The sequence below is a fragment of the Aquimarina sp. AU58 genome, assembly GCF_900312745.1.
Classification (GTDB): domain Bacteria; phylum Bacteroidota; class Bacteroidia; order Flavobacteriales; family Flavobacteriaceae; genus Aquimarina; species Aquimarina spinulae.
Map to the genome: position 1 here is coordinate 3,020,563 of NZ_OMPD01000014.1, position 23,385 is coordinate 3,043,947.

Here is a 23,385-nt window from a genome sequence, read left to right on the forward strand (position 1 = left end):
CTAAAATTTCCAAACAATAAAGCGGCTTTTTTTATTACCCTGTTCCATTGCAATGGTAGTATGTGTCGCTTTTAATTTATCTAATTGTTTCTTTAATTTGGGTAAGTGTTCTTTTTTAGAAACCAGACTTGTAAAAAAGCCCACTTGCCGGGCAAAAGTAACACTTTGTTTGATCATTCGTTTTAAGAATAAAGCTTCACCACCATTGCACCAGAGCTCGTTGGCCTGGCCTCCAAAATTGAGTTCAAGATGTTCTGCAATACCTAAATTCTTTACCTTTCTAAGTGTTCCTTTAGAAGCTTCTTCTTTTGAGGCATGAAATGGAGGGTTACACATGGTGAAATCAAAGTATTCCTCATTTTTTATAACTCCTTCAAATATATTAGCGTTGTTAGTCTGGTGTCTTATTTCAATAGAATCACTCAGCTGCTGATTTATTTTAATATTATTTTTTGCAGATATCACCGCTTTTTCATCAATATCTGCTCCTACCATATACCAATCATATACCTGTGCCCCTAAAATGGGATAAATGCAGTTGGCACCCATGCCAATATCCAAACCTTTTATTTTGGTAGTAACTCCTTGTTTTACCAGAACATCGGCTAAATGATGTATGTAATCCACTCTCCCAGGAATAGGAGGGCAGAGGTAACCTTCTGGGATATTCCAATCCTTTAATCCATAATGATGTTTTAAAATAGCTTTGTTTAGTTCTAAAACTGCTTTTTGGTTAGAGAAATCTATGGTGCTGTTCCCAAATGTATTGATAAATACAAAAGCTTCTAATGCCTCATGCACATTAATTAGTATTGTAAAATCATATGGTTTGTTATGAATGTTATTGGGATGCACGCTTACTTAGTTTATTTATTATTTTTATCGTCTAACTTCACTAATACTCTATTTAAACTTCTTAAAGTAATCCCCATATAATTAGCGATATCTTTTTTAGAAATTATTTTGGTAAGCTCAGGGAAAGCCTCTTTAAGCTTTAAAATATTATCTTCTATGGTATAGGATTGCTGGTAAGAATGCCTAGGAGCTTTATAACCAATTTTAATCGCCATAGCTTTCATAACCAGTCTATTAAATCTTTTGTCTTGCTCTAGCAAATAATTAAAATGGGTATAAGAGATTTTATAAACCTCCAACCTCGTGATGGCTTCAATACTACAAAAGCTTAATTTACCACTAAAAACCTCTAATTCTCCAAACTTCATTCCTTTACCCAGGAACTCCTGAATAAAATCTTTTCCATTCTCATCAGACAAATAACACTTTGTGATGCCCTCTTTAATAATAAAAACAGAAGAATATCTTTTATCTTGTTCTATTATTTTTTGTTTTGGCAGAAATCTTTCTTCAATAAAATAGTTCATATCCAAACGACAAAGAATATCAATATAATCCAATAATTCCTGGTCTGTTCTTATCATTTCTTTTGTACTTGGACATTTGTCCTTTTTATTTAATTCTACAAATTATTTCTTTGAACCCAGTAAAATTATACAATAAAAAGGGATAAAATATTGCAAATGGAAAGATTATTAAAACAAATAGAATTTATTAAAGAAATCGATAAAATTAAATACATCCAACGTCAAACCAAATTATTTAATAGTGACAGACGCGAAAATGATGCAGAACATAGTTGGCATTTGGCTATGATGGCACTTGTTTTAGCAGAACATTCTAATGCACCTATTAATATTCTTAAAATTTTAAAAATGGTATTGATTCATGATATTGTTGAAATAGATACAGGAGATGTTTTTATTTATGATACCTTAAAAAATCATACAAATACTGAAGAAGAACTAAAATCGGCTAAACGAATATTCGGAATACTCCCAGAGGAACAATCAAAGGAACTTATGGAGATTTGGCTGGAGTTTGAAGAAGGAAAAACTAATGAAGCTAAATTTGCCAAGGCATTGGATAGATTTGAGCCTACTCTTCAAAATGACTCTAATAATGGTGGTACATGGTATGATTTTGATGTTGAATATCAAAAAGTTCATGAAAAAACAAAGATCATAGATAAAGGATCTACTCGTTTATGGAGATATTCTGAAGCATTAATTAATAAACATTATAAAACTGTATTGGATGATTAATCAGAAATATTCTATCTATACGGTTAATTTTGTATTGATTTGTTTAAGTTCCTTATTCTTTTCTGCAAGCTATAATATGTTAATCCCAGAATTACCTGCATATTTAAGTAATCTTGGTGGGGCAGAGTATAAAGGGTTAATCATTTCTTTATTTACACTTACAGCAGGGTTATCAAGGCCTTTTAGTGGTAAAATTACAGATACAATCGGGCGCAAACCAGTAATGACTATTGGTGTAATTGTATGCTTAATATGTGGTTTTTTATACCCTGTATTAACTACTATTTCTGGTTTTCTTTTTTTAAGACTATTACATGGCTTCTCTACGGGCTTCAGTCCGACAGCAATTTCTGCGTACATAGCAGATATTGTTCCCAAAGAACGTTGGGGAGAAGCTTTCGGGATACAAGGTTTATGCTTTGGAACAGGCTTGGCTTTGGGGCCAGCTCTGGGGAGCTTTATTAAAATGTACTATTCTTTTGATGTACTATTCTATAGCTCTTCGCTAGTTGCTTTCATAGCCTTCGCGTTAATAGTTAATGCAAAAGAAACGCTAAAAAACAAACAGCACTTTAATAAATCTACTCTCAGGATTTCGAGAAATGACATTATCGCTATAGAAGTTATGCCATCGGCAATTATAACTTTTTTATGTTATATCGCTTTTGGAGTTATTTTAACCTTAATTCCTGATTGGAGTGATCATTTGGGAATCATGAATAAAGGAACATTCTTTATTGTTTTTACTATTTCTTCTCTATGTATTCGATTTATGACGAGGAAAGTATCAGATAATTATGGGCGAAAAATTATAATTATTATAAGTCTTATCGTTTTGTTTTTGGCATTAATTCTCATCGGTTTTCTAGATACTACTAATGGCTTGCTTATAGCAGCAGTTTTCTACGGATTAGCAATGGGGGTGCTGTCTCCGACATTAAACGCTTGGACTGTAGATATGAGTAACCCTAATCATAGAGGAAAAGCAATGGCAACAATGTACATTGCTCTAGAAGCAGGTATCGGTTTGGGAGCTTTCTTTTCTGGATGGTATTATCAAGATGTAATTTCTAAAATCCCACTAATTATGTATGCGTGTGCATTTATGGTTTTTATAGCATTTATTTATATGATATATAAACTTAAAGAAAAATGATAGTTTTAAAATAACCTTCTTAAAAAAGTATTAGAGTCATGTAATTAAATTGTTTAAAGCTAATTGATAGTAATGAGTTAAGACAACACAATATTCATAACAAGAAAGCGTACATTTAAAATAACTACTTATAACAATTGTTTTTCTATAGCAATTTTAATAATACCAACACTATTTTTGGCACCAAGTTTACTCATCAAATTCATTCGATGAGTTTCAACTGTCTTTACACTAATAAATAATTTTTCAGAAATTTGTTGAGTAGTCAATTCTTCATAAATTGCAATAAGAACATCTTTTTCTCTTCTGGTTAAATTTGGCTTTAATCCATTACAATTTTTACTCTTTATGGATTGTTTTAGTAGTTTACTATGGATATCTTTTTGTAAATATAATTCTCCAGAAAGAACTGTTTTTATCGCACTAATAAGCTCTAATTTATCAGTGTTTTTTAGTAAATAGCCATGTACACCATTTTTAAGCATACGTTTCACAAAGGTAATATCTTCAAAATTTGTAAGTGCAATAATTTTTAATTCAGGATAGCTTTTAAGAAGTTGTTTACTTAAATCAATCCCATTAATATCTGGTAAATTAATATCTAACAATAGTACATCTGGTAGCTGTAATGCTAAGTTAGTTATTGTTATTTCGGCATTCTCATAGACTCCTGTTATTTCAATTTCTGGTGTCGTTTCAAGCATAGACACAATACCATTAAGTACCATAACGTGATCGTCTGTTATTGCAATTTTAGTTATCATCGAATTTGTCTGTATCTATTTCTATAGTATAAGATGTTCCTTGGTTATTTGATATTAAATCCATTGTTGCGTGTAAACACTCTATTCTGGATTTAACATTTTCTAAACCAATCCCGCTATTGGTTTTAACTTGATCTGTATCAAAGCCCTTACCATTATCTTCAACAGTGAGATGAATACTATTTCTTCTACAACTCATCTGTACATGTATTTCATTTGCTTGGGCATGGTTTAAGCTATTGGTTACTAATTCTTGTATTATTCTAAAGATATTTATTTCTACACTCTTAGGTATTTGAATAGGATCTCCGATATGCTGAAAGTTAATATTTTGCGGATGTATTTCATCCATATTTTGACAATATTCATAAGTTGCTTCTATAATATTGAGTTTTTCTAAAGAAGGAGGTATTAAATTATGTGAAATTGCCCGAACATGCATGCACGATTCATCAATCATAGAAACTACTTCTTTTATTACTTTATCATTTGTTTCTAATATTGAAGACAGTTTATATTTTATGGCAGACAGATCTCCATTTACACCATCGTGTAGTTCTTTTGCAATTCGTAAGCGTTCTTTTTCTTCGCCTTGAATTAAGGTTTCTAATGTTTTTATTTTAAATTCTCTTTTTAGAGTAAAAATTTCTTGATTTTTACGTTTCTGCCTTTGTTTAAATACCAACCATGAAAGAAAGGAAATTAATAATAAAAAAGTAGATATTCCGATTAGGTAATTAAATTGTGTTTTCTTTTTTTGAAGGCCTTTGGCACTTTGCTCTAATTCTAATTGTTGAGTTAATATTTCGTTATCCTTTTTTTTGGTTTTGTATTTGATTTCAAGCTCACTAATGCTTTTTAAATGATCAACCTGAAGAATACTATCTTTATATTGAGTATGACTTTTAAAGTTAGCTAAAGCTTGTTGTGGACTATTTTGTAGTAAATAGGTGTCACTAAGGGCCAAATATACTTCAGAAATCAGGGATAAATCATGAATACTTTTTGCTAGTTCTAAAGCTATATTAAAATGAGATTGAGAGATATCTTTTTGTAATAATTTACCATAAGTGACTCCTAATTGCATATGAGTTTCAACTAACTCATCTTTATCCTCCAGTTCTTCTCTAATAACTAAAGCTTTTTTTAGTAATATAAGCGATTTATTAAGTTGATTCTGTTTTTCAGATACAACTCCTAGATTATTATAATTTCTAGCAATTTCTTTCTTATTTTCATTCTTCAAATTAACAATTAGTGATTCATTAAAGTAATCACTTGCCAGTTTAAATTTAGATAATTGCACATAATTCCCTCCTATATTATTTAAAATAGTACCTAAGGCAAATTTTATATTTTCGTTATTCGTAGATTTTGAAATAGCAACCGCTTCTATTTGATGATCAATACTTTTTTGATACTTATCAAGAATCATATATACATTTGCAAGATTTAGAAGCTTGATAAATTTCCCATACTCATTCTTGTTTTTTTCGTCATACACAATTCCTTCAAGGTAAATTTCTATTGCTTTTATATAATCGCCTTGATTTTTACGTAGCATCCCTAGAGAAGAATAAACCGCAGATTTATCTAATCCTTCTGAATCAAATATCTGAAAAGAGTTTTCAAAATAATATTTAGCCGAATCGTATCTATTCGTATATAAAAAAGCATTCCCTATATACAGATTAGCTTTTGCTTTAATTTTAGTGTATTTAATTTGTGTCGCAAGTTTTTCTGCTCTTTTTCCATAAATTAAAGAGGTGTCAATATTTTGATATAAGTAGTAATAGGCCAAATCATTTAATACTTGTGCTTTGATAGTGTCTTCTTGTTTTTTATCTAATTCGAGTTTTAAACTGTCTATGATTGAAGATGTTTGTGCCAAAATTGACTTTGCAGCTATAAGAAGGATTAAAATGCTGATTTTCGTTTTCAAATTGTCGTTGTTTTTTTTAGAAGAATACTATAAATGTAATGGTTTTTATATGTTACTATATTTTATATAGGCTATATATGAATTCATGATAGGGTCTTAAAAGAAATAACAATGGTCAAAACCTGTTATTTATTATTCTTTATACTAATGATATACTCTTCTTTTTTTGATAAGTAATAAAAGGCATTAGCAGAGAATCTTGCCGTTGCTATACTGCAATTAATTCTTTCACCCACAAAAAAAACCATTTGATTTTCTCCTCCATATATTCCAAAACTATTAATTTTATTTTTTGGATTGTAGTTTAAATTCAGAGGCAACTTATTATCTTGGTTTAGTCCAACAATTGATATTGTATATTTTTTATGAATAAGAGGATTATAAAAAGTGTTATTATTTCCTGCCGAAACACAAATTATAACTTTATTTTTATAGGCATGTTTATATGCCGCTAACATCTCAGATGAAAGATGTTTTGTCCCCATAACTTCTAAAGAAATACTAATAACATGAGCTCCTTGATCCACAGCTTTAACAATAGATCTAGCTAACAAAATATAATTTTTGAAAACAGATTTGTGTTTGGGGTAAAAAGGGCAAATAATGACATCTGCTTCTGGATTTTCTTCGGTTATTATTTTTAACATTTTTTGTCCGTGATTTCTAAATTCTGGGACTCCAAAAAAATCGGAGTCCCATGAATCATTAGGATCTGTAGTAAATACTTTTATCTTTTCAGACCGTTCATATGGTAAACCATCAATTAATGCTACTCTAATACGTGCATTCATAGTGTTTTTAATTACCGCCACAACCGAAGATATCAAATTCCATTATTTGTCCAAATGCACCTCCAGTTACCGATCCATTATTTTCGAGTTTAGCTTTTGGGGTACAACCTTGCTGAATGCTATAAAGCAGGACGGCACCAAAAACGCTTAAACCTGTTACAGCAACGATTGAGATGCATATTGCAACTGTCATACCTATCATTACCTCATTAATAGTTATATTTCTAGAAATTAGAGAATTATTGATTGGGTTGATTACATTAAAAAGCTTTTGAGCATCAGGTCCTTCAACTCTTAAAGTAAAAGGTTTTTTTTGATTGATATAGCCTATAGATAGTTGATACCAATCCCTTTCTCCAAAAATCACTATAGGTTTTTTTGATACACTGCCATTATCATCGGTAAATACTTTTAGTTTATAACTACATTTACTAAAAGGACTATAGGTCCACATAACTTTTATTTCCTGATTACCTGTTGCATTGGCCTTAGGTGTACTTAATACATTAAATGTTGCTATACCAATATGCGATGATGACATTGTGATTGTTAAACGTGAGTATTTTTGCCCTGCAGGTATTTTTATTTTTATTGTATCAATACCAGCTCCACTAAGAATATTGTTATTATTACCATGTGATTTTGTTTTGTTATAAATTAGTTTTGACATTTTATTAAGTTTTTTATTATTAATATTTTTTTAAATGAAAAATGTTTGAATCTTAGATTTTTTTTAAACTAAAAAACTGTACCCAGATATTTCATAAAATTGCTGTTTCTGATTTGTGTCATTCTTGTTTTATTTAATTCCAATTTTGCTGATTACAAGGTAGTTTTGTGTATTGTGAAAAGCTTAAGGGTATTCCCTGATTTGTTAAAAATCAGGGAATACCCTTAAGTATAATATGGGTTTTAGCTAATTATTTATAGCATTTTCTGCTATCTACAAGTGTTATTATAGAGACCGGAGTGTACATCTGTTAAGTGTAGATAGAGTGGGAGAGAAGATTTCTAAATAAATTGGGATTTCTAAAACAGTATAATTGAATGGATAAATGGTTATATAATGGTAATTAGATCGCAATTCGGAGGTATATACAAAAGATAAATTAAAAGCTAATTAATTGTTTTTAAACAATACCCCAGATCAGATATTACAACCATTTTGCTTTTATATCCCTATATTTTGTTCTTCCAATAGGAATAAGTTCGCCATTTTTTAATTCTGCAATATACCTACTACCCGATTTCACAATAATCTCTTTTATCTCAGATATTTTTACCAAATATGATTTATGAATACGTTCAAAAGTATCTGGTAGTAATTGCTGTAGTTTTTCAAGAGATTTATCATGCAATTCTTTTTTTCCGTTAGTAAGGAATAGTTCTGTATACCCACCTGCACCTTTAATAAATAATACTTCTTCTATAGGGATCAATTGTATTCTCCCTTTTTTCTTAACTGCCAATAGTTTAACCTTATGGGTTTCTGTTTTTTCTTTTGACAAAACTCTATTAAAGGCCTGCTCTAATCTACCTTTGCTAAAAGGCTTAGGTACAAAGTCTAACACTCCATATTCAAAAGCTGATATTGCTCGTTCACTATTTGCAGAAATGATAACGGTATGAAACGATTCTGAAACTGCCGTACCAAGGATATCAAAACCATTTTCTCCATTAAGGTTTAAATCCAGGAGTACTACATCCAACGAATTATTTTTAATAAACTCCAGTGCTTCAGGCAGTGCTTCTACACGGTGCAACGAGCCTAATGTGTTTGTAAAGAATTCTCTGGTCATTCTTTCGATTCTCTTGGCTATTCTGGCTTCATCTTCAACTATTAGGATATTCATAGGGCTAGTTATCTATTTTTATACTGTTTTTCCAACCATTTGGTGTAGCTTCAGAAGAAAAACTCCATTTAGAAGCATAGCTTTCTGTTAGTCTTGCCTTAATATATTTAATTCCTGTACCTTCTATTATCTTTTTTTCTGCATCTCTCACTCTGGCAATCGTTAAAAATGTATAGGTTTTATAAGTATCACCTGTTTCAAAAATTAATTTGAATGTTATACTATTATTATCATTAGGAAGGCCATGAGTTATTCCATTTTCTAATAAGGTATGTAATATTGCCGGAGGTATTTTTTGATCAGCATCTATATTTTCTTCTTCCCAATGATATTTTATTTCTTTTCGATACTCCATAATATTAAGATGTGTACGGCATAGTTCTATTTCCTGACCAATAGGAATTAGGGTTTGATTTTCTATTTGGTTAAAAAGTTTAAATTCCTGAGCCAGTGCTTCTATAAAAGCAACTCCTTTTTGTGGTGATTCTTCAACCCAATCTATCAATGAAGTTAGTGTATTCATTAAAAAATGTGGTTGAATATTCTTTTTTAGTAATTCTAGCCGAAGGCGAGTAGATTGTACCAAAGATTCTTCATAAGCCAGTCTTTGCTCTTTTGTTCTCACAGAGAGGATATAAAACATTCCTAGAAGGATAATACCAAAACCTGCAAAAAGACTGATATCATAATAAGTAATAGCATTTATGAGGGCACATATGAGCAATGCCAATAGTACTATGACAGCTCCTTTCATTCTTTTGTAGATCCCAAAAACCACTATCCCAAAAGAAAAAAACCACATGGTCATAGCCATGTTATAAGCAGTATAATCATGATTTTCATGTTGTATGGAAAATACAAATATCAGAACACCAATATATATGTATAAAATCATCTTTTGTCTAGGAAATGGAAATTGCAAAGAAAAATATAGTGGTGTCAAAATTGCAATAATAAAAGTTAGAACTCCTATAATTTCCAATCGAATATGATGTTGACTATAATGAATAGGAATATAGAATTTAACATATTCCATCATAATTAAAGCAAAAAAGAGAAAACAGTTAATGCTAAAGATTAGGATTGAATATCCTTTGTTTTCACTTAAAAAAAGGAAAAAGAAATATAGCGAAGCTAATAAGAATGCACCCGCAAAAATATGCATAAAAGCTGTATTGATAAGCTCGGATCTTACCAAGTGATCATAATCATCTACATATACATAAAGTTTTCTCGAATGATCAGGATGATAATATAGACTAGTTCGTAATGCAAGTACATGAGATCCTTTTGTTGCTAAAGTGTCAGGGATGCCAAAAGTCGCCCATAGCTGACCAGACGGATCATGAGTAGTTTCTTGTCCCGGGTTTCCATTTTCACCAATGAGTACCCCGTCCCAAAAGACATCGTATTCTCCAAAAGTATTTATGAATACTCCATAATGCTGAAATGATTCGGGGGACTTTGTAATTTCAACCTCGGTTCTGGACCAAAAAACTTCTCCTTCCGTTACATCTGCTTTATTTTTCCATTGCTGGTCATTCCAGTTTTTGGTAGCCCATTCTGGGCGATCTCCTATTTTATATCGAGAATCGTTGGTTTTAGAAACACGATCTCTAGAACAAGAACTTACCAGCAGAACAGTGAATACTAAAAGGAAATAGTGTAATAATTTAAAATTCATGTATTGTAAAATAGTATCAAGTAAAATTAACTTAAAAACAGGACTTCTTAGAGTTGTTCAATCATATATAGAGCAGTTGATGAAAAATACCTTGAAAAGATACTGACTAAAACCGAGTTTTACTCTATCAATTAAAAATCGACAGTATGTGATATACCATGACCGATTAGATTAAAATGAAAATCTAAATGAATATTGGTAATTCCATCTGATAACTAAAAAAACAAGTACGTAAAACAGATGAGACAAAATTTAAAAGCCTTAATACTAGTTTGGTTTTCAATAACCTGTACTATGGCACAACAATCAAAAACAGGAAAAGCAGAAGTTACCGGAAAAGTAATTGAGAACGTGACAAATGAAGCGTTACCATTTGCATCAGTAGTTTTAAAAGATGCGACACAGCAATTAGTTGAAGGAGTAATCACCAACGAAGAAGGAGTGTATGCCATTATGGATATTCCTGTCGGAAATTACAATTTAGAGGTAACATATACCGGATTTAAAGCACACTCACAACCATTAGAAATCAAAGAAAATCGTCAAAAAATAAATCTAAAACCAATCCTATTATTGGAAGAAACAGTTTCGCTCGATGAAGTAAAAATTACTACCGAGGTATCACAAGTTTCTTTACGTTTAGACAAAAAGGTATTTAAAGTAGGTAAAGATATATTATCACAAAGTGGTTCGGTTACAGATGTATTAGGTAATGTACCATCGGTTGCAGTAGATCCATCAGGAACGGTACAATTAAGAGGTAATGCCAATGTTACTATTTTGATTAATGGCAGACGTTCTGGCTTAACATCTGCACAGGCATTAGAACAAATCCCTTCTGATAATGTAGATCGGGTAGAGGTAATCACTACTCCTTCTGCAAGATATGACGCTTCAGGATCAGCAGGGATCATTAATATTATTCTTAAGAAGAATACCAAAGGAGGACTAACAGGGCAATTAAGAGGGGTTGTAGGAACTCCAGACGATTATAGATTATATGGCAGTTTTAGCTATAAAGCACAAAAGTTTAATTTTTTTGCTAATGCGGGAATTCGATATACAGATTACGAAGGAGAGTATACTAAACAACAAACCTCTACCAGAAATAATACCACAGTACATTTAGACCAACGCGAGGATCAGGATAGGCATGATGATGGAAAACTAATTTATGTTGGTGCAGACTACTATCTAAATAAAAACAATGCTATCACAGCTGCTTTTTATAGAAATCAAACTGAAGATACTGATGAAACAATGCTTTCTTATGGATATACCTCTGCTACGACAGCAATTGATAGTATATTGACAACCCTAGGAAACTCTAAAGAAAAAAGATCCTATAACCAGCTTGAAATGAATTATACCAAAACCTTTGCAAAAGAAGGAAGGAAATTAACTTTTGACCTACAGTATGATTTCTGGGATAGTACAAAAAAATGGAATGTTCGTACTCAAAAAGAGACTCCTATAATGACCCCAATATCAAATTTGAGAACAAAATCTACAAACAAGAATAATGATATTGTTTTACAATCTGACTTTGTAACTCCTTTTGGAGAAACAACAAAACTGGAAATCGGAGCCAAATTTGAAAACAGGCATGTAACCGATGGATTTATTGCCGAAGAACTTGTAAATGATAATTATCAATTATTAGATAATCTGGATAATGAGATAGCATACGACGAACGAATTATTGGAGGATATGTTCAATACGGAAGTAAGATTGGTAAGTTTAGCTATTTACTAGGCTTACGAATTGAGGATACTAATATTAAGATCAAAGATGAGGAAGGGAGTTTTAATAACACTAACGCCTTCACTAATTTGTTTCCTACGTTAAACTTAGGATATGCTATTGGTGAAAAAACAAATTTTCAAGTAAGTTATAGTAAAAGAATAAACAGGCCTTCATTATGGCAATTAAATCCATTTTCTGAGCTTGAAGATTTTAACACTCGATTTTTTGGTAATCCAGCATTAAAATCTGCATTTACTGATGCTGTAGAGGTATCGCTTTTACAAAAAGGAACAAAATTCACCATAAATCCAAGTATTTATTATTCCTATACTACAGATGATACACAATGGTATACTACTCAGAATGATGACGGTGTTTTTGTAAGTACGATTATCAATTTAGATTTAGAAGAACGATATGGCTTTGAGCTTTCAGCTTCTTATAATCCACTAAAATGGCTTAGTTTTAATGGAGATTTTAATGCCTATCGTTTTAGCCAGGAAGGTATAGCTGGGACACAAAAACTAGACTTCTCTGATGAAACATGGCAAACTTCTTTAAGTACCAGAATAAGGCTTAAACATGGTATTTCAATTCAAAGTAGGTTTAATTACCAGGGAGAAAGAGGTAATGCTCAATCTAAAAGAAAATCAATTTCATATCTTAATTTGGGAGCCAGTAAAAAGTTATTTAAAAATAAGGCGAATTTGATATTTAATGTTAGTAATGTCTTTGATAGTCGTAAAACCCGAGAAGAGATAACCGGTACAGATTTTTTTGTAAACCAGATGAGAAGTCGTAATGGTGCGAGATGGTCATTGAGTTTTGTATACAAGTTTAATGGTAAATCGGGGCACAAAACCAGACGAGTACAACGAAGTAATAGAAATTAATCGGTTACATAACTATAGTATTATTTATATAGTACAAAACATTATAACAATGAGAAATTACAACTTTATATTTTTGACACTGGTATTTGCATTACTTTTAAATGCTTGCAATACTAAAAAACAGAATAAAAATAATAGTGATTCACTAACTACAGAAGGGACTTATTTTGGACAAAAACCACCGGGCTTAATTCCTGAAATTTTTGCACCAGGTGTTATTTCAATCAATGGTAGGTTTGAGGGGACTGTTTCGTTTTCTCCTAATCTAGAAGAAATATATTTTGAAGCTAGTTATGAAGACGAAGAAACATCTATCTATTTCTCAAAACTCGATGGTAATAAATGGACTACTATTAAAAGAGCAAATTTCACCAATGGGAAAAAAAATGAAGAATTGCATCCATTTGTCAGTCCTGATGGTAAAAGAATTTATTTCACAGCTTTGGATTCCGTTTTTGTAGATGAGAAAATTTGGTACGTAAACCGTTTAAAGGATTCCTGGAGTGATGCAATAAAACTTAATTCACCTATAAACGATGACCTTGTGTTTTTTCCTAACCAGGCGAAAAATGGCGACTTGTATTATTTCAATTTGTCAAAATTTAAAACGTACTATTCGCCCAACAAAAATGGTGAATATGCCGAAGTAAAGAAAGTTGATATTGAATTTGGCCATCACGCGTTCATTTCTTCATCTCAAGAGTATTTACTGGTGGCTGCTAAAAACAAAGAAGATGAAAATAGAAAGGATAATGACATTTATGTCTGTTTTAAGAAGCAAGACAGTACATGGACAAAACCAATTAACCTTGGAAATACAATAAATTCTAATTTTGATGAAAAAAATCCGAGTATCACTCCAGATGGTAAATATCTATTTTTTGGCAGAGCGGAAAGAAACGGAGAAATTGGGCTAGCAAATGTTTATTGGGTAAGTATAGAAGTTATTAATAAAGTACGACCCGTTGATCTTTAAGGAATAACAATGAAATTAGTACACATCATTAATACTAACTATCATATGTTTGGTAAAATCATATAAAAAACAATTAAAACACTTAAAATTATAAGAGTTCAAAAAAATAATTATTAAAGCCTTACCAGATAGTAAGGCTTTTAATTTTTCATTTTATTAATCATGTATAAAAAATGACTAAAAAATAGATTAATTGGTTAAAACTCGATTCAATCTTGTCGTTTATCACAAAGCATCGAGAGCAACTACTTCGGTTATTAAATTTGAAGAGATATAAATACAAATTTTACAATTATGAGAATGCCTTTTTCAGAATTTATTACTAGTGGAGATTTAAAGTTCGTTGTTGCTTTTTGCATATGTACTGCTATAGCTGGGTATCATTTTTTCAAAAAACTACAAACTAAAAAAGAAGAGGAAAACCAGGAGTTGGTAAAGCATCACAATCTAAAAATTGGTAGTGCTGCTTTTTGGATACTCATTTTAAGTGTTTTGTCTTTATTATTGGGATTGATGCATAGTTTCTATTTTATTGGAAAAACAGGAGGAATTGCACCAGGGCTAATCTTTCAGGGGATATCTAATACATTAATTACTCCTGTGCTAGGGATTTGTCTATATATGGTTTGTAGAATTTTGCATGGAATGAGTAATTCTAATCTATCAACATCCTAATTGCTCTTATGAAACACATAATTTTGTTTAACCTGTAGCGATTATTACTTCAATAACTGAATAATATTTGTTTTATAGATTTTCCCAATAGGAATAACATCATTACCAATAGATATCCTATTTCCTTCAATACTTTTAATGTGCTTTACAGCTACAGCAAATGATTTATGAACCTGTAAAAAATAATCTTTGGGCAATGATTCTAGCAGATCAGAGATTTTCTCTCTAACAGTAATAGTTTCGGTTGTGGTGATTACTTTGGTATAATTTCCTGCAGCTTCCATATATTGAATAGTATCAATAACTACTTGTATATACTTTTTGTTACTATGAAGAAAAATTGTTTCTGCTGTAGTACTATTTTCAGCTACTTCGGTTGGAGGTTGCACTCTGGTAGTAGTGCTTACCGCCTTGTTTACCGCTTTTAGAAATCGCTCAAAACCAAAAGGTTTTAATAAATAATCAGAGATGTTGAGCTCATAACCTTCTAAAGCATATTCTTTATATGCTGTAGTTACAATAACTTTGGGAGGTGAAGGCAAGGTTTTTAAGAACTCGAAACCTTTTAATTTTGGCATGTTGAGATCCAGAAAAATTAAATCTACCTGATTCTCATTTAAATATTCGAATGCTTCTAATGCATCATAACAATTCTTCATCAATTTCATATTGGGTAATAAATCGCAATACCCTTTAATAATATCATGAGCTATATGTTCATCATCAACAATTAAGTATTTGATCATAATTGATTTAGTATTAGTTGCGCTTTATAAATATCTTCAGTTACGGTATACGATATAGAATGTTTCTTAGGATACACAAGTTCAAGTCTTCGTTCCAAATTATTTAAACCAATTCCTGGTTGTTCAGTATTTTCTGATGGATCAAAATTATTCTCAACTTCAAAATGTATTTCATTTTCTTTGGCAATCATATTAACATCTACATAAGCATTCTCTCTTAAATTTTCTACACCATGCTTGAAAGCATTTTCTAAAAGTATAATAAATAGTAAAGGCATCACTTTATATCCTTCATTTTCAATCTGGAGATTAAAATTAACTTTTATTGCTTTATGATAACGCATCTTATGCAATTCTATATAATTTTTTAGATATGATACTTCTTCTTCCAGGGTAACCACGTCTTTTTGGCCATCATAAATACTATATCGCATCATATCAGACAGCTTAAGAATCAATTCTTTTGCTTTTTTTGAATCTTTATCTACCCAACCGTATAAGTTATTAAGCATATTAAAAAAGAAATGTGGGTTGACCTGGCTTTTTAAATGCAATAGTTCGGTTTTTGCTTTTTCATTTTTTAAAGTTAAAATCGATTTTATTTGTTTGAAAACCCATCGAATTGTTAAAAAAATGATTAGTGGAAAATAGATGAAGACTATAATAACCAATACATCATTGTTCTCATATTCTTCGAGTAATATCAAAATCCTTCCTCCACCAATTACAAAAGACCAAAAGACTATTTTTTTTATAACCGATTTAGAAATAGTGGGAGCTCCTTTTTTCTGGAGGTAGTAATTCCTGATAAGTATTATTCCAAAAATTAAAATATAAATAAATAGTAAAGTAAAAACAGTAGTAAATACGGGTTGATTTGGGTGAGATTCAAATATTCCGATAAAGCATGTTAATCCCGTTAGGAATGTGGTGATTCTAATTTCATTTTTTGACCATAGTCGAGAGGAATTTCTTTGTTTTTTTCTATTGAATAACCAGGAGAGCAGTAAATATCCAATACTACTAACTGCCAAAAAAACGAATAAGGTACCTGTAAGCTCGATACCCGAAGCCATACAGATTATTCCTATAAACCATAAAAAAATGGATATCCCAAGGGAGAATATCGTTCGTCTATATTTTCTAAATAATAACATCATATACCCAAAACTAGGGTAATAAAATGGTACAACCAAAGAAGTTGATAAACATACCTTATACGGGTTTCAACTTCGAGAAAAGTGTGATGAAGTCACTTAATACCTGTCAAAAGCCTTTGTGTCCCTAATCAAACCAAGCTTATCACATTTATCATAATACTACCTGGTTTGACTATTATGTTTGATCAAATAATTCAATCAAAATGAACAGTCTTACAAATACTAACCATTATAAATTTCATTCATACATTATGAGAACACACGTATTTAACTTTGTTTATTCTTTCATACTACTACTACTAATATTTAGTACGGTCACCACAGCTCAAGAGCAAATTCCCAGTGACAGTATCCTAGGGAACTGGGATGGTAATATCGTTATTAATGAAAATAAATCAATTGGTATTATCTGGCGTTTCGAAAAATCAGATCAAGGTAAACTAATTGGTTTTATGGGACCAGCTTCTAAAGGAGTTGCAACATTACCAATGCAGCATATTGTTATTACCGATACAACACTCGGTTTTGAAATACATTCTGAAGGAAGCTATTCTGGTCAAATTTCAGAAAAAGGAATTACAGGTATCTGGAGTTCTAAAAGTGGAAAACAACTTACTTTAAATATGACTCGGGAATTGACCGAGGAACAGATTAGGAAACGATTCAATACAACCAAAACGGTTAAAAACTCAAATGATATCCATCAAAATATTAAACTCGGTAATGTAGAAGCTGTTAACATTTTTTTAGATAAAGGTAATGACATTAATGAGAGGTATGATAAAGGATATACGTTGCTTTTGTATGCTATAAAAAACGATAGAACTCATAAGATCGCCAAGTATTTATTGAATCGTGGTGCAGACCCAAATTTAGTTTCTGATGGTATTACACCATTAATGTATGCGGTAGCCTATAGAAACTATACAATTATTGAAGAGCTTATAGATCATAAAGCAGAAATCAATTATGTGAGCAGTAAAAAACAAACTGCATTGGCAATTGCCATTAAAAGCAGAGATAAAGAAGCGGTTAAAATGCTACTAAATCATGGAGCAGATCCTAATATTAAAATTCATAACGAATACACAGCTATCGATTTAGCAAAAGAAGATAACATCAGAGATATTTTAGAAGTATTAAAAGTACCTTATAAAGAACCTTCTGATGGCCCTTACGTAACCGAATCTGAAACAGAACGTATTGCTGTTTGGATAAATGAAGGAAAAAAGCACACAAAAAAAATCAGCAATAAAACTCCTCATGTTATTGAATACAAAGGGATGAAAGCAACCTTATGGGATAGTAATCCTGCCGAAGTAGAAAAACTAGAGTACAATGGTAAATTTAAAATTGCTGCTATTAGTGATATTCATGGGCAATACGATGTATTTATACAATTATTACAACGTAATGGTATTATCGATGAGAATCAAAAATGGAACTTTGGTAATGGTCATGTTGTCGTTACTGGGGATATTTTTGATCGAGGATCTCATGTGACCGAAGTACTATGGTTTTTGTATGACTTAGAAAAACAAGCAGAAAAAAGAGGAGGAAAACTACATGTATTACTAGGAAATCATGATGTAATGGTTCTCAATGGAAATTTACGCTCTGTGCATCCTAAATACAAGGACATTGCAAACATACTAGGTAAACCTTTAACATCTCTTTTTGCTAAAGGCAGTGTTCTGGGAGATTGGTTAAGAACACGACCTGTTTTGGTTAAAATAAATAATCTTCTATTTACCCATGGCGGATTTCATCCGGATCTCGTATCAAAAGGGGTTTCAATCGATCAAATCAATAAAGAATTTAAACAACAGCTGGTGGTTAGTGAATTGCCCGAAGCACGTAATGATCTCGGCACTTTTCTACATAGAAATAATGGTCCTATCTATTATAGAGGGTATTTTCAGGGAGAACTGGCTACTACAAAACAAATTGATCAATTACTACAACATTTTGGGGTAACACATATCATTGTTGGCCATACTACACATAGACAGATAGAAACACGTTACCAGGGCAAAGTAATTGTGATTGATGCAAATATGAAAAGTGGAAAAATGGGTGAAATTCTATTGTGGCAATCTGGTGAATTTACTCGTGGAACCCTTTCTGGAGAGAAACTTCCTATGGTGTCCGAAAAAAATTAATAGCTAAAAATAACAAAGTACTGTATATCTAATTTAACAACTTCAATCAAAAAACGAACACTTATGGAATTAGTCATAAAAAACTTAACAAAGACATATAAAAACGGAGTAAAAGCCATTAACAACCTAAGTCTCGAAATAGGTACGGGAATGTTTGGATTATTAGGACCTAACGGTGCTGGGAAATCTACACTAATGCGAACTATTGCAACACTTCAGGAAGCAGATGAAGGTACAATCACTTTTGGGGATTTGGACGTATTAACTCAAAAAAATGAATTGAGAAAAGTATTAGGGTATTTACCACAAGAGTTTGGAGTATATCCTAAGGTATCTGCAGAAGTACTACTGAATCATTTGGCGGTACTTAAAGGATTGATAAATACTAAGGAAAGAAAAGAGGTGGTTAAGGCACTTTTATATAAAACGAATTTGTACGAACATAGAAAGAAGAATATGGGCGGTTTCTCTGGAGGGATGAAACAACGTTTTGGTATTGCGCAAGCATTACTGTCTAATCCAAAACTTATTATCGTAGATGAACCTACTGCTGGTCTTGACCCTGCAGAAAGAAACCGATTCTATAATTTGCTAAGTGAGTTAGGCGAAAATACGGTTGTCATCCTTTCTACTCATATTGTTGATGATGTTAAAGAATTGTGTACCGATATGGCTATTGTTAATCGGGGAGAGGTACTTCTGAAAGGAAACCCTGTACATGCTATCGAGCAATTAAAAGGAAGGGTATACAAAAAAATAATCAAGAAAAATGAATTAGAGAGTTACAAACAGCATCATGTGGTAATTGCAGAAAAATTCTTGTTAGGTAAACCCATCATTCATGTTCTTAGTGATAACGATCCGGGAAATGGATTTATACCTATTCAGGCAGATTTAGAAGATGTGTATTTCTCACAGATTTTTGGTGGAGATCAATATCAAAATGCATTCCCATTATCATAAGACAGATCTAATATTTTTCATTTCAATCTAATTTCAACAACATTATGTGGTACGAAATACTAAAATTCGAAATAAAGTACAGAGCCAAACGCCCTGATACGTATATATACTTTGCTATTGTGTTTTTATTCTCTCTTGTAGCAGCAGATGTTCTCATGGATGGGAATTCTGGAGCCTTGGGTACAAATTCTGCTCAGGATATAGCAAGAATAATGGCAATTGTCTCAGCTTTTTTTACAATGATTACTTCTATGATCATGGGAGTAGCTGCTTTAAGAGATTTTGATCATAATATGGAATCTCTGATGTTTATAAATCCTATCAAAAAACGAGATTATCTCATCGGGCGTTTTATTGGGTCATTCATCATATTATTATTTATTTTCAGTGGCCTGCTTTTTGGACTTATGCTAGGTCAATTTATGCCATGGCGTGATGTAAATATTATGTTACCTTTTAATTTCTGGCATTATTTACAACCTTTCTTGTATCTGGTGATACCCAATATATTCTTTTGCGGGGCAGTTTTCTATGTTGGAGGCGCTTTAAGCCGAAAATTAATGGTTGTATATATCCAGGGGGTATTTTTGTTAATGGCGTATATCGTAACGCTTACATTATTACGAAACCCAGATCATCGTTTTTTTGCAGCTCTTCTTGATCCATTTTCTTTTCAAACTATTAGTATAGTAACTCAATTCTGGACCAAAACAGAACAAAGTACGTTAATGCTTCCTGTAGAAGGAGTGCTGCTATATAACAGGTTGTTATGGATAGCAATCGGGATAATTACTTTGGTAATAGGGTATTATAAGTTTAATTTCAACTTGATTAGAGGTAAAGCTTCAAAAAAGAAATTAATCGCTATTCCTGAAGAAGAAAACAAATCTGCTGTAAACAATATGAATAGTCTAGTCCCAAAGGCTTACATATACTTTGGTACCAAAGCTAGTATATTTCAATTTTGGAAACACGTTTTATTTAATTTTAAATCAATTCTTAAAGAAACTTCTTTCTGGGCCATTGTTCTATGTGGGGTGAGTATAATATTTATCAATTCTATTAATTTAGGAACTGCTTATGGTGTTAATAGTTATCCTGCCACATATATTATAGTAGAAGAACTTCAGGAAATGTCAATATATTTCTTCTTAATGATTCTTTTATTTTATTCTGGGGAACTTGTCTGGAAAGAGAGGGACACGAAATTAAGCGGTATTTATGATACTATTCCCATGTCTGATTTTATCAATTTGGCTGGTAAGTTTGTTGGGCTTATGCTTATATATGTCGTGTTAATGGTGGTTCTAATACTTTCAGGTATTATTTTTCAAACCCTTAGTGGGTATCACAACTATGAATTGGATGTGTATTTTATAGGGTTTTTTATTGAAATTTTCCCTTTTCTTATCCTTCTAACATTTGTTTCCTTCTTCTTCCAGGTGCTAACAAACCATAAATTCTTAGGACATATTATGGTTGTTATCTTCTTCTTTGTTGCTTTTATTTTATTAGAAGTATTAAAATTAGATCATGGATTATACGCTTTTGGTGGAGGTGATTTAGGCACATATTCAGATATGAATGGTTACGGACATTTTTTATGGCCTTATATAAGTTTCAAAATATATTGGATATTGTTTTCTATTGTTCTGTTTATTGTTGCTGTCATCTTTTCGGTACGGGGAACAGAAACACAAATGAAAAAACGTTGGAAACTAAGTAAACAACGATTGACCAAACCTTTGATAAAACTAGGAAGCGTTACTATTTTAATCTTTGCTTTATTAGGAAGTTACATTTTTTACAATACTAATATTCTTAATGAATATTCATTTCCGAAGGAAGAGAACATGTATAGAGTAAATTATGAGAAAAAACTTAAGCATTTTGAGTATTTGCCACAACCAAAAATTGTAGATGTAAACCTAAAAGTAGATCTTTTTCCATCTGATAGAGATTATACGGCAGAAGGGTATTATGTATTGACTAATACTCATGATACAGCTATTAATGAGGTTCATGTTCAAAAACTACCAAATTATCAGGTAGCAATCAAATATATAAAATTTGAAAAAGGAGCTACGATAAATAATGATAATGAAGAGTATAGTTATTATATCTATACATTAAATGAACCACTGAAACCAGGAGATTCTCTTAAAATGGAGTTTAAACAAACATTTACCACAAATGGTTTTGTTGAGAAATCAGGCACAAGAATTATTTATAACGGAACATTTTTTGATAATTTTCACTTCCCAACATTAGGATATAATAGAAGTCATGAATTACGTGATGATAATGAGCGCAAGAAACATGGCCTAAAACCTAGAGGTAGAAGAGCCAAAAGAGATGATCCATACGCAATTAAAGAAGGATTGTCTAAAGGTGATGGAGAAGAAATTAATTTTGAAATGGTTATAGGTACTGATAACGGTCAAATCGCTATTGCTCCTGGGTATTTACAGAAAAAATGGAAAGAAAACAATCGTAGTTATTTTCATTATAAAATGGATAAACCCATGTCTAATTTTTATTCTATTGTTTCTGCCAGGTATGAAGTATTAAAAGATAGGTGGATACCTACTCATGATAGTTTGGGTAATGCTGTTAATCTTGAAATTTATTATCATAAAGGACATGAGTACAATTTGAAAAGAATGATGAAAGGAATGAAAATGTCTTTTGATTATTTTAGTACTCATTTCGGACCTTATCAATACAAACAAATGCGAATATTAGAATTTCCTCGGTATGAAATTTTTGCTCAATCTTTTCCGAATACAGTACCTTTTTCTGAAGGGATCGGATTCTTGATGGATATTGATGACGAACATGATGTAGATATGGCTTTTTATGTAACAGCTCACGAACTGGCACATCAATGGTGGGGACACCAGGTAAACCCTGCTTCTGTGCAAGGAAAATCAATGATATCTGAAGCTTTAGCTCAATATTCTGCTATCATGGTACTAAAAGAAGCTTATCCCGAAGAAAAAGTAAGACAATTTATTCAAACACAAATGAACCGTTATCTAACCGGAAGAGCAGGGGAACAAATAAGCGAAATGCCTTTGTCGTTAGTAGAATCTGGGCAAGAATATATTCATTATGGTAAAGGATTGGTTAATCTATATGCATTGCAGGATTATATCGGAGAAAACAGCGTAAATCTCGCTTTAAGAAATTTTATTAGAGATTGGAACAGCTACGATGGCTTATTAAAAACAAAGACAGAAAGATATCCAACTACAATAGATTTACTTGGTTATTTTAGAGAAGTCACACCAGATAATCTACAGTATATTATTGTTGATTTATTCGAAACAGTAACGCTATATGAAAATAAGACAACCACAGGAGTATATGAAGAGCTTTCAAAAAATAAATATGAAGTGAACCTAACGTTAGATGTTACAAAATACCATATTGATAGTACAGGAGTAGAAAAATCAATATCAATACATGATTGGATTGATATTGGAGTATATGGAGAAGGGTCTGACGGAAAAGAAGAATTAATCTATTTAGAGAAGCACAAAATTACAGATCGGATAATGCAATTAGAAATTCTTGTAAACCAAAAACCAATCAAAGCAGGTATTGACCCATTGAATAAACTAATCGACAGAAAAATTGAAAACAATCTGCAAGAGCTTTTAATTAAACAATAATAAATAAGCTTTTGTTGAGATTATTTAATAAAGATACCTCCATAGATATTTGCTGTGGGAGTATCTTTATTAAATA

General features: G+C 31.5%; 18 protein-coding genes. 8 read left to right on the forward strand and 10 right to left on the reverse strand.

The window, feature by feature from the left end; translation table 11 throughout:
- Together rlmF and DK441_RS24440 are read right to left on the reverse strand one after the other, a co-directional pair.
- On the reverse strand, positions 1–855 hold the full coding sequence (gene rlmF / locus DK441_RS24435) for a 23S rRNA (adenine(1618)-N(6))-methyltransferase RlmF (protein WP_109853167.1): 855 nt from the start codon (positions 853–855) through the stop codon (positions 1–3).
- Positions 856–866: 11 nt separating this feature from the next.
- Entirely contained in the window at positions 867–1,439 is a 573-nt protein-coding gene (locus tag DK441_RS24440) for a Crp/Fnr family transcriptional regulator (protein WP_109853168.1), read from the reverse strand.
- Between the two features lie 93 nt (positions 1,440–1,532).
- On the opposite strand from DK441_RS24440, the gene DK441_RS24445 reads away from it, so the two are divergent.
- Both DK441_RS24445 and DK441_RS24450 read left to right on the forward strand, forming a co-directional pair.
- The gene (locus DK441_RS24445; RefSeq protein ID WP_109853169.1) at positions 1,533–2,120 is read left to right on the forward strand and encodes an HD family hydrolase; all 588 of its coding nucleotides are present in this window, start codon (positions 1,533–1,535) and stop codon (positions 2,118–2,120) included.
- Complete coding sequence (locus DK441_RS24450; RefSeq protein WP_109853170.1) at positions 2,113–3,276, forward strand: MFS transporter; 1,164 nt, start codon at positions 2,113–2,115, stop codon at positions 3,274–3,276. The genes DK441_RS24445 and DK441_RS24450 overlap by 8 nt, the downstream gene beginning before the upstream one ends.
- A 128-nt stretch (positions 3,277–3,404) precedes the next feature.
- Here DK441_RS24450 and DK441_RS24455 read toward each other — a convergent pair whose 3' ends face one another.
- The 6 genes from DK441_RS24455 to DK441_RS24480 form a co-directional block, all read right to left on the reverse strand.
- Positions 3,405–4,040: a response regulator transcription factor gene (locus DK441_RS24455; protein WP_109853171.1), complete on the reverse strand. Its 636-nt coding sequence runs from the start codon at positions 4,038–4,040 to the stop codon at positions 3,405–3,407.
- Entirely contained in the window at positions 4,030–5,982 is a 1,953-nt protein-coding gene (locus tag DK441_RS24460; protein ID WP_109853172.1) for a sensor histidine kinase, read from the reverse strand. The genes DK441_RS24455 and DK441_RS24460 overlap by 11 nt, the downstream gene beginning before the upstream one ends.
- Positions 5,983–6,107: 125 nt before the next feature.
- Entirely contained in the window at positions 6,108–6,773 is a 666-nt protein-coding gene (locus DK441_RS24465; RefSeq protein WP_109853173.1) for a S8 family serine peptidase, read from the reverse strand.
- A gap of 7 nt (positions 6,774–6,780) precedes the next feature.
- Complete coding sequence (locus tag DK441_RS24470; protein ID WP_109853174.1) at positions 6,781–7,443, reverse strand: hypothetical protein; 663 nt, start codon at positions 7,441–7,443, stop codon at positions 6,781–6,783.
- Between the two features lie 484 nt (positions 7,444–7,927).
- Positions 7,928–8,626 (reverse strand): LytTR family DNA-binding domain-containing protein, encoded by a 699-nt coding sequence (locus tag DK441_RS24475; RefSeq protein ID WP_109853175.1) that lies wholly within the window; start codon positions 8,624–8,626, stop codon positions 7,928–7,930.
- Positions 8,627–8,630: 4 nt separating this feature from the next.
- Complete coding sequence (locus tag DK441_RS24480; protein ID WP_109853176.1) at positions 8,631–10,310, reverse strand: histidine kinase; 1,680 nt, start codon at positions 10,308–10,310, stop codon at positions 8,631–8,633.
- Between the two features lie 240 nt (positions 10,311–10,550).
- Between DK441_RS24480 and DK441_RS24485 the strand changes: the two genes are divergently transcribed.
- The 3 genes from DK441_RS24485 (at position 10,551) to DK441_RS24495 (ending at position 14,601) form a co-directional block, all read left to right on the forward strand.
- Positions 10,551–12,950, forward strand: coding sequence for a TonB-dependent receptor domain-containing protein (locus DK441_RS24485; protein WP_109853177.1), 2,400 nt, complete (start codon positions 10,551–10,553; stop codon positions 12,948–12,950).
- A 49-nt stretch (positions 12,951–12,999) separates the two neighbouring features.
- Complete coding sequence (locus DK441_RS24490) at positions 13,000–13,926, forward strand: PD40 domain-containing protein (protein ID WP_109853178.1); 927 nt, start codon at positions 13,000–13,002, stop codon at positions 13,924–13,926.
- Between the two features lie 294 nt (positions 13,927–14,220).
- A complete protein-coding gene (locus DK441_RS24495; RefSeq protein WP_160112262.1) occupies positions 14,221–14,601 on the forward strand; it encodes a hypothetical protein in 381 nt (126 codons plus the stop codon).
- 44 nt (positions 14,602–14,645) lie between these two features.
- Here DK441_RS24495 and DK441_RS24500 read toward each other — a convergent pair whose 3' ends face one another.
- Together DK441_RS24500 and DK441_RS24505 are read right to left on the reverse strand one after the other, a co-directional pair.
- A complete protein-coding gene (locus DK441_RS24500) occupies positions 14,646–15,347 on the reverse strand; it encodes a LytTR family DNA-binding domain-containing protein (RefSeq protein WP_109853180.1) in 702 nt (233 codons plus the stop codon).
- Entirely contained in the window at positions 15,344–16,507 is a 1,164-nt protein-coding gene (locus tag DK441_RS24505; protein ID WP_235015825.1) for a sensor histidine kinase, read from the reverse strand. Before DK441_RS24505 ends, DK441_RS24500 begins: the two co-directional genes overlap by 4 nt.
- A 251-nt stretch (positions 16,508–16,758) precedes the next feature.
- On the opposite strand from DK441_RS24505, the gene DK441_RS24510 reads away from it, so the two are divergent.
- The 3 genes from DK441_RS24510 to DK441_RS24520 all read left to right on the forward strand — a co-directional run bounded on the left by DK441_RS24510 (position 16,759) and on the right by DK441_RS24520 (position 23,309).
- A complete protein-coding gene (locus DK441_RS24510) occupies positions 16,759–18,669 on the forward strand; it encodes an ankyrin repeat domain-containing protein (RefSeq protein WP_160112263.1) in 1,911 nt (636 codons plus the stop codon).
- A gap of 63 nt (positions 18,670–18,732) precedes the next feature.
- Positions 18,733–19,632 (forward strand): ABC transporter ATP-binding protein, encoded by a 900-nt coding sequence (locus DK441_RS24515; RefSeq protein WP_109853183.1) that lies wholly within the window; start codon positions 18,733–18,735, stop codon positions 19,630–19,632.
- Between the two features lie 44 nt (positions 19,633–19,676).
- Positions 19,677–23,309 (forward strand): M1 family aminopeptidase, encoded by a 3,633-nt coding sequence (locus DK441_RS24520; protein ID WP_109853184.1) that lies wholly within the window; start codon positions 19,677–19,679, stop codon positions 23,307–23,309.
- The last annotated feature ends 76 nt before the right edge of the window (positions 23,310–23,385 follow it).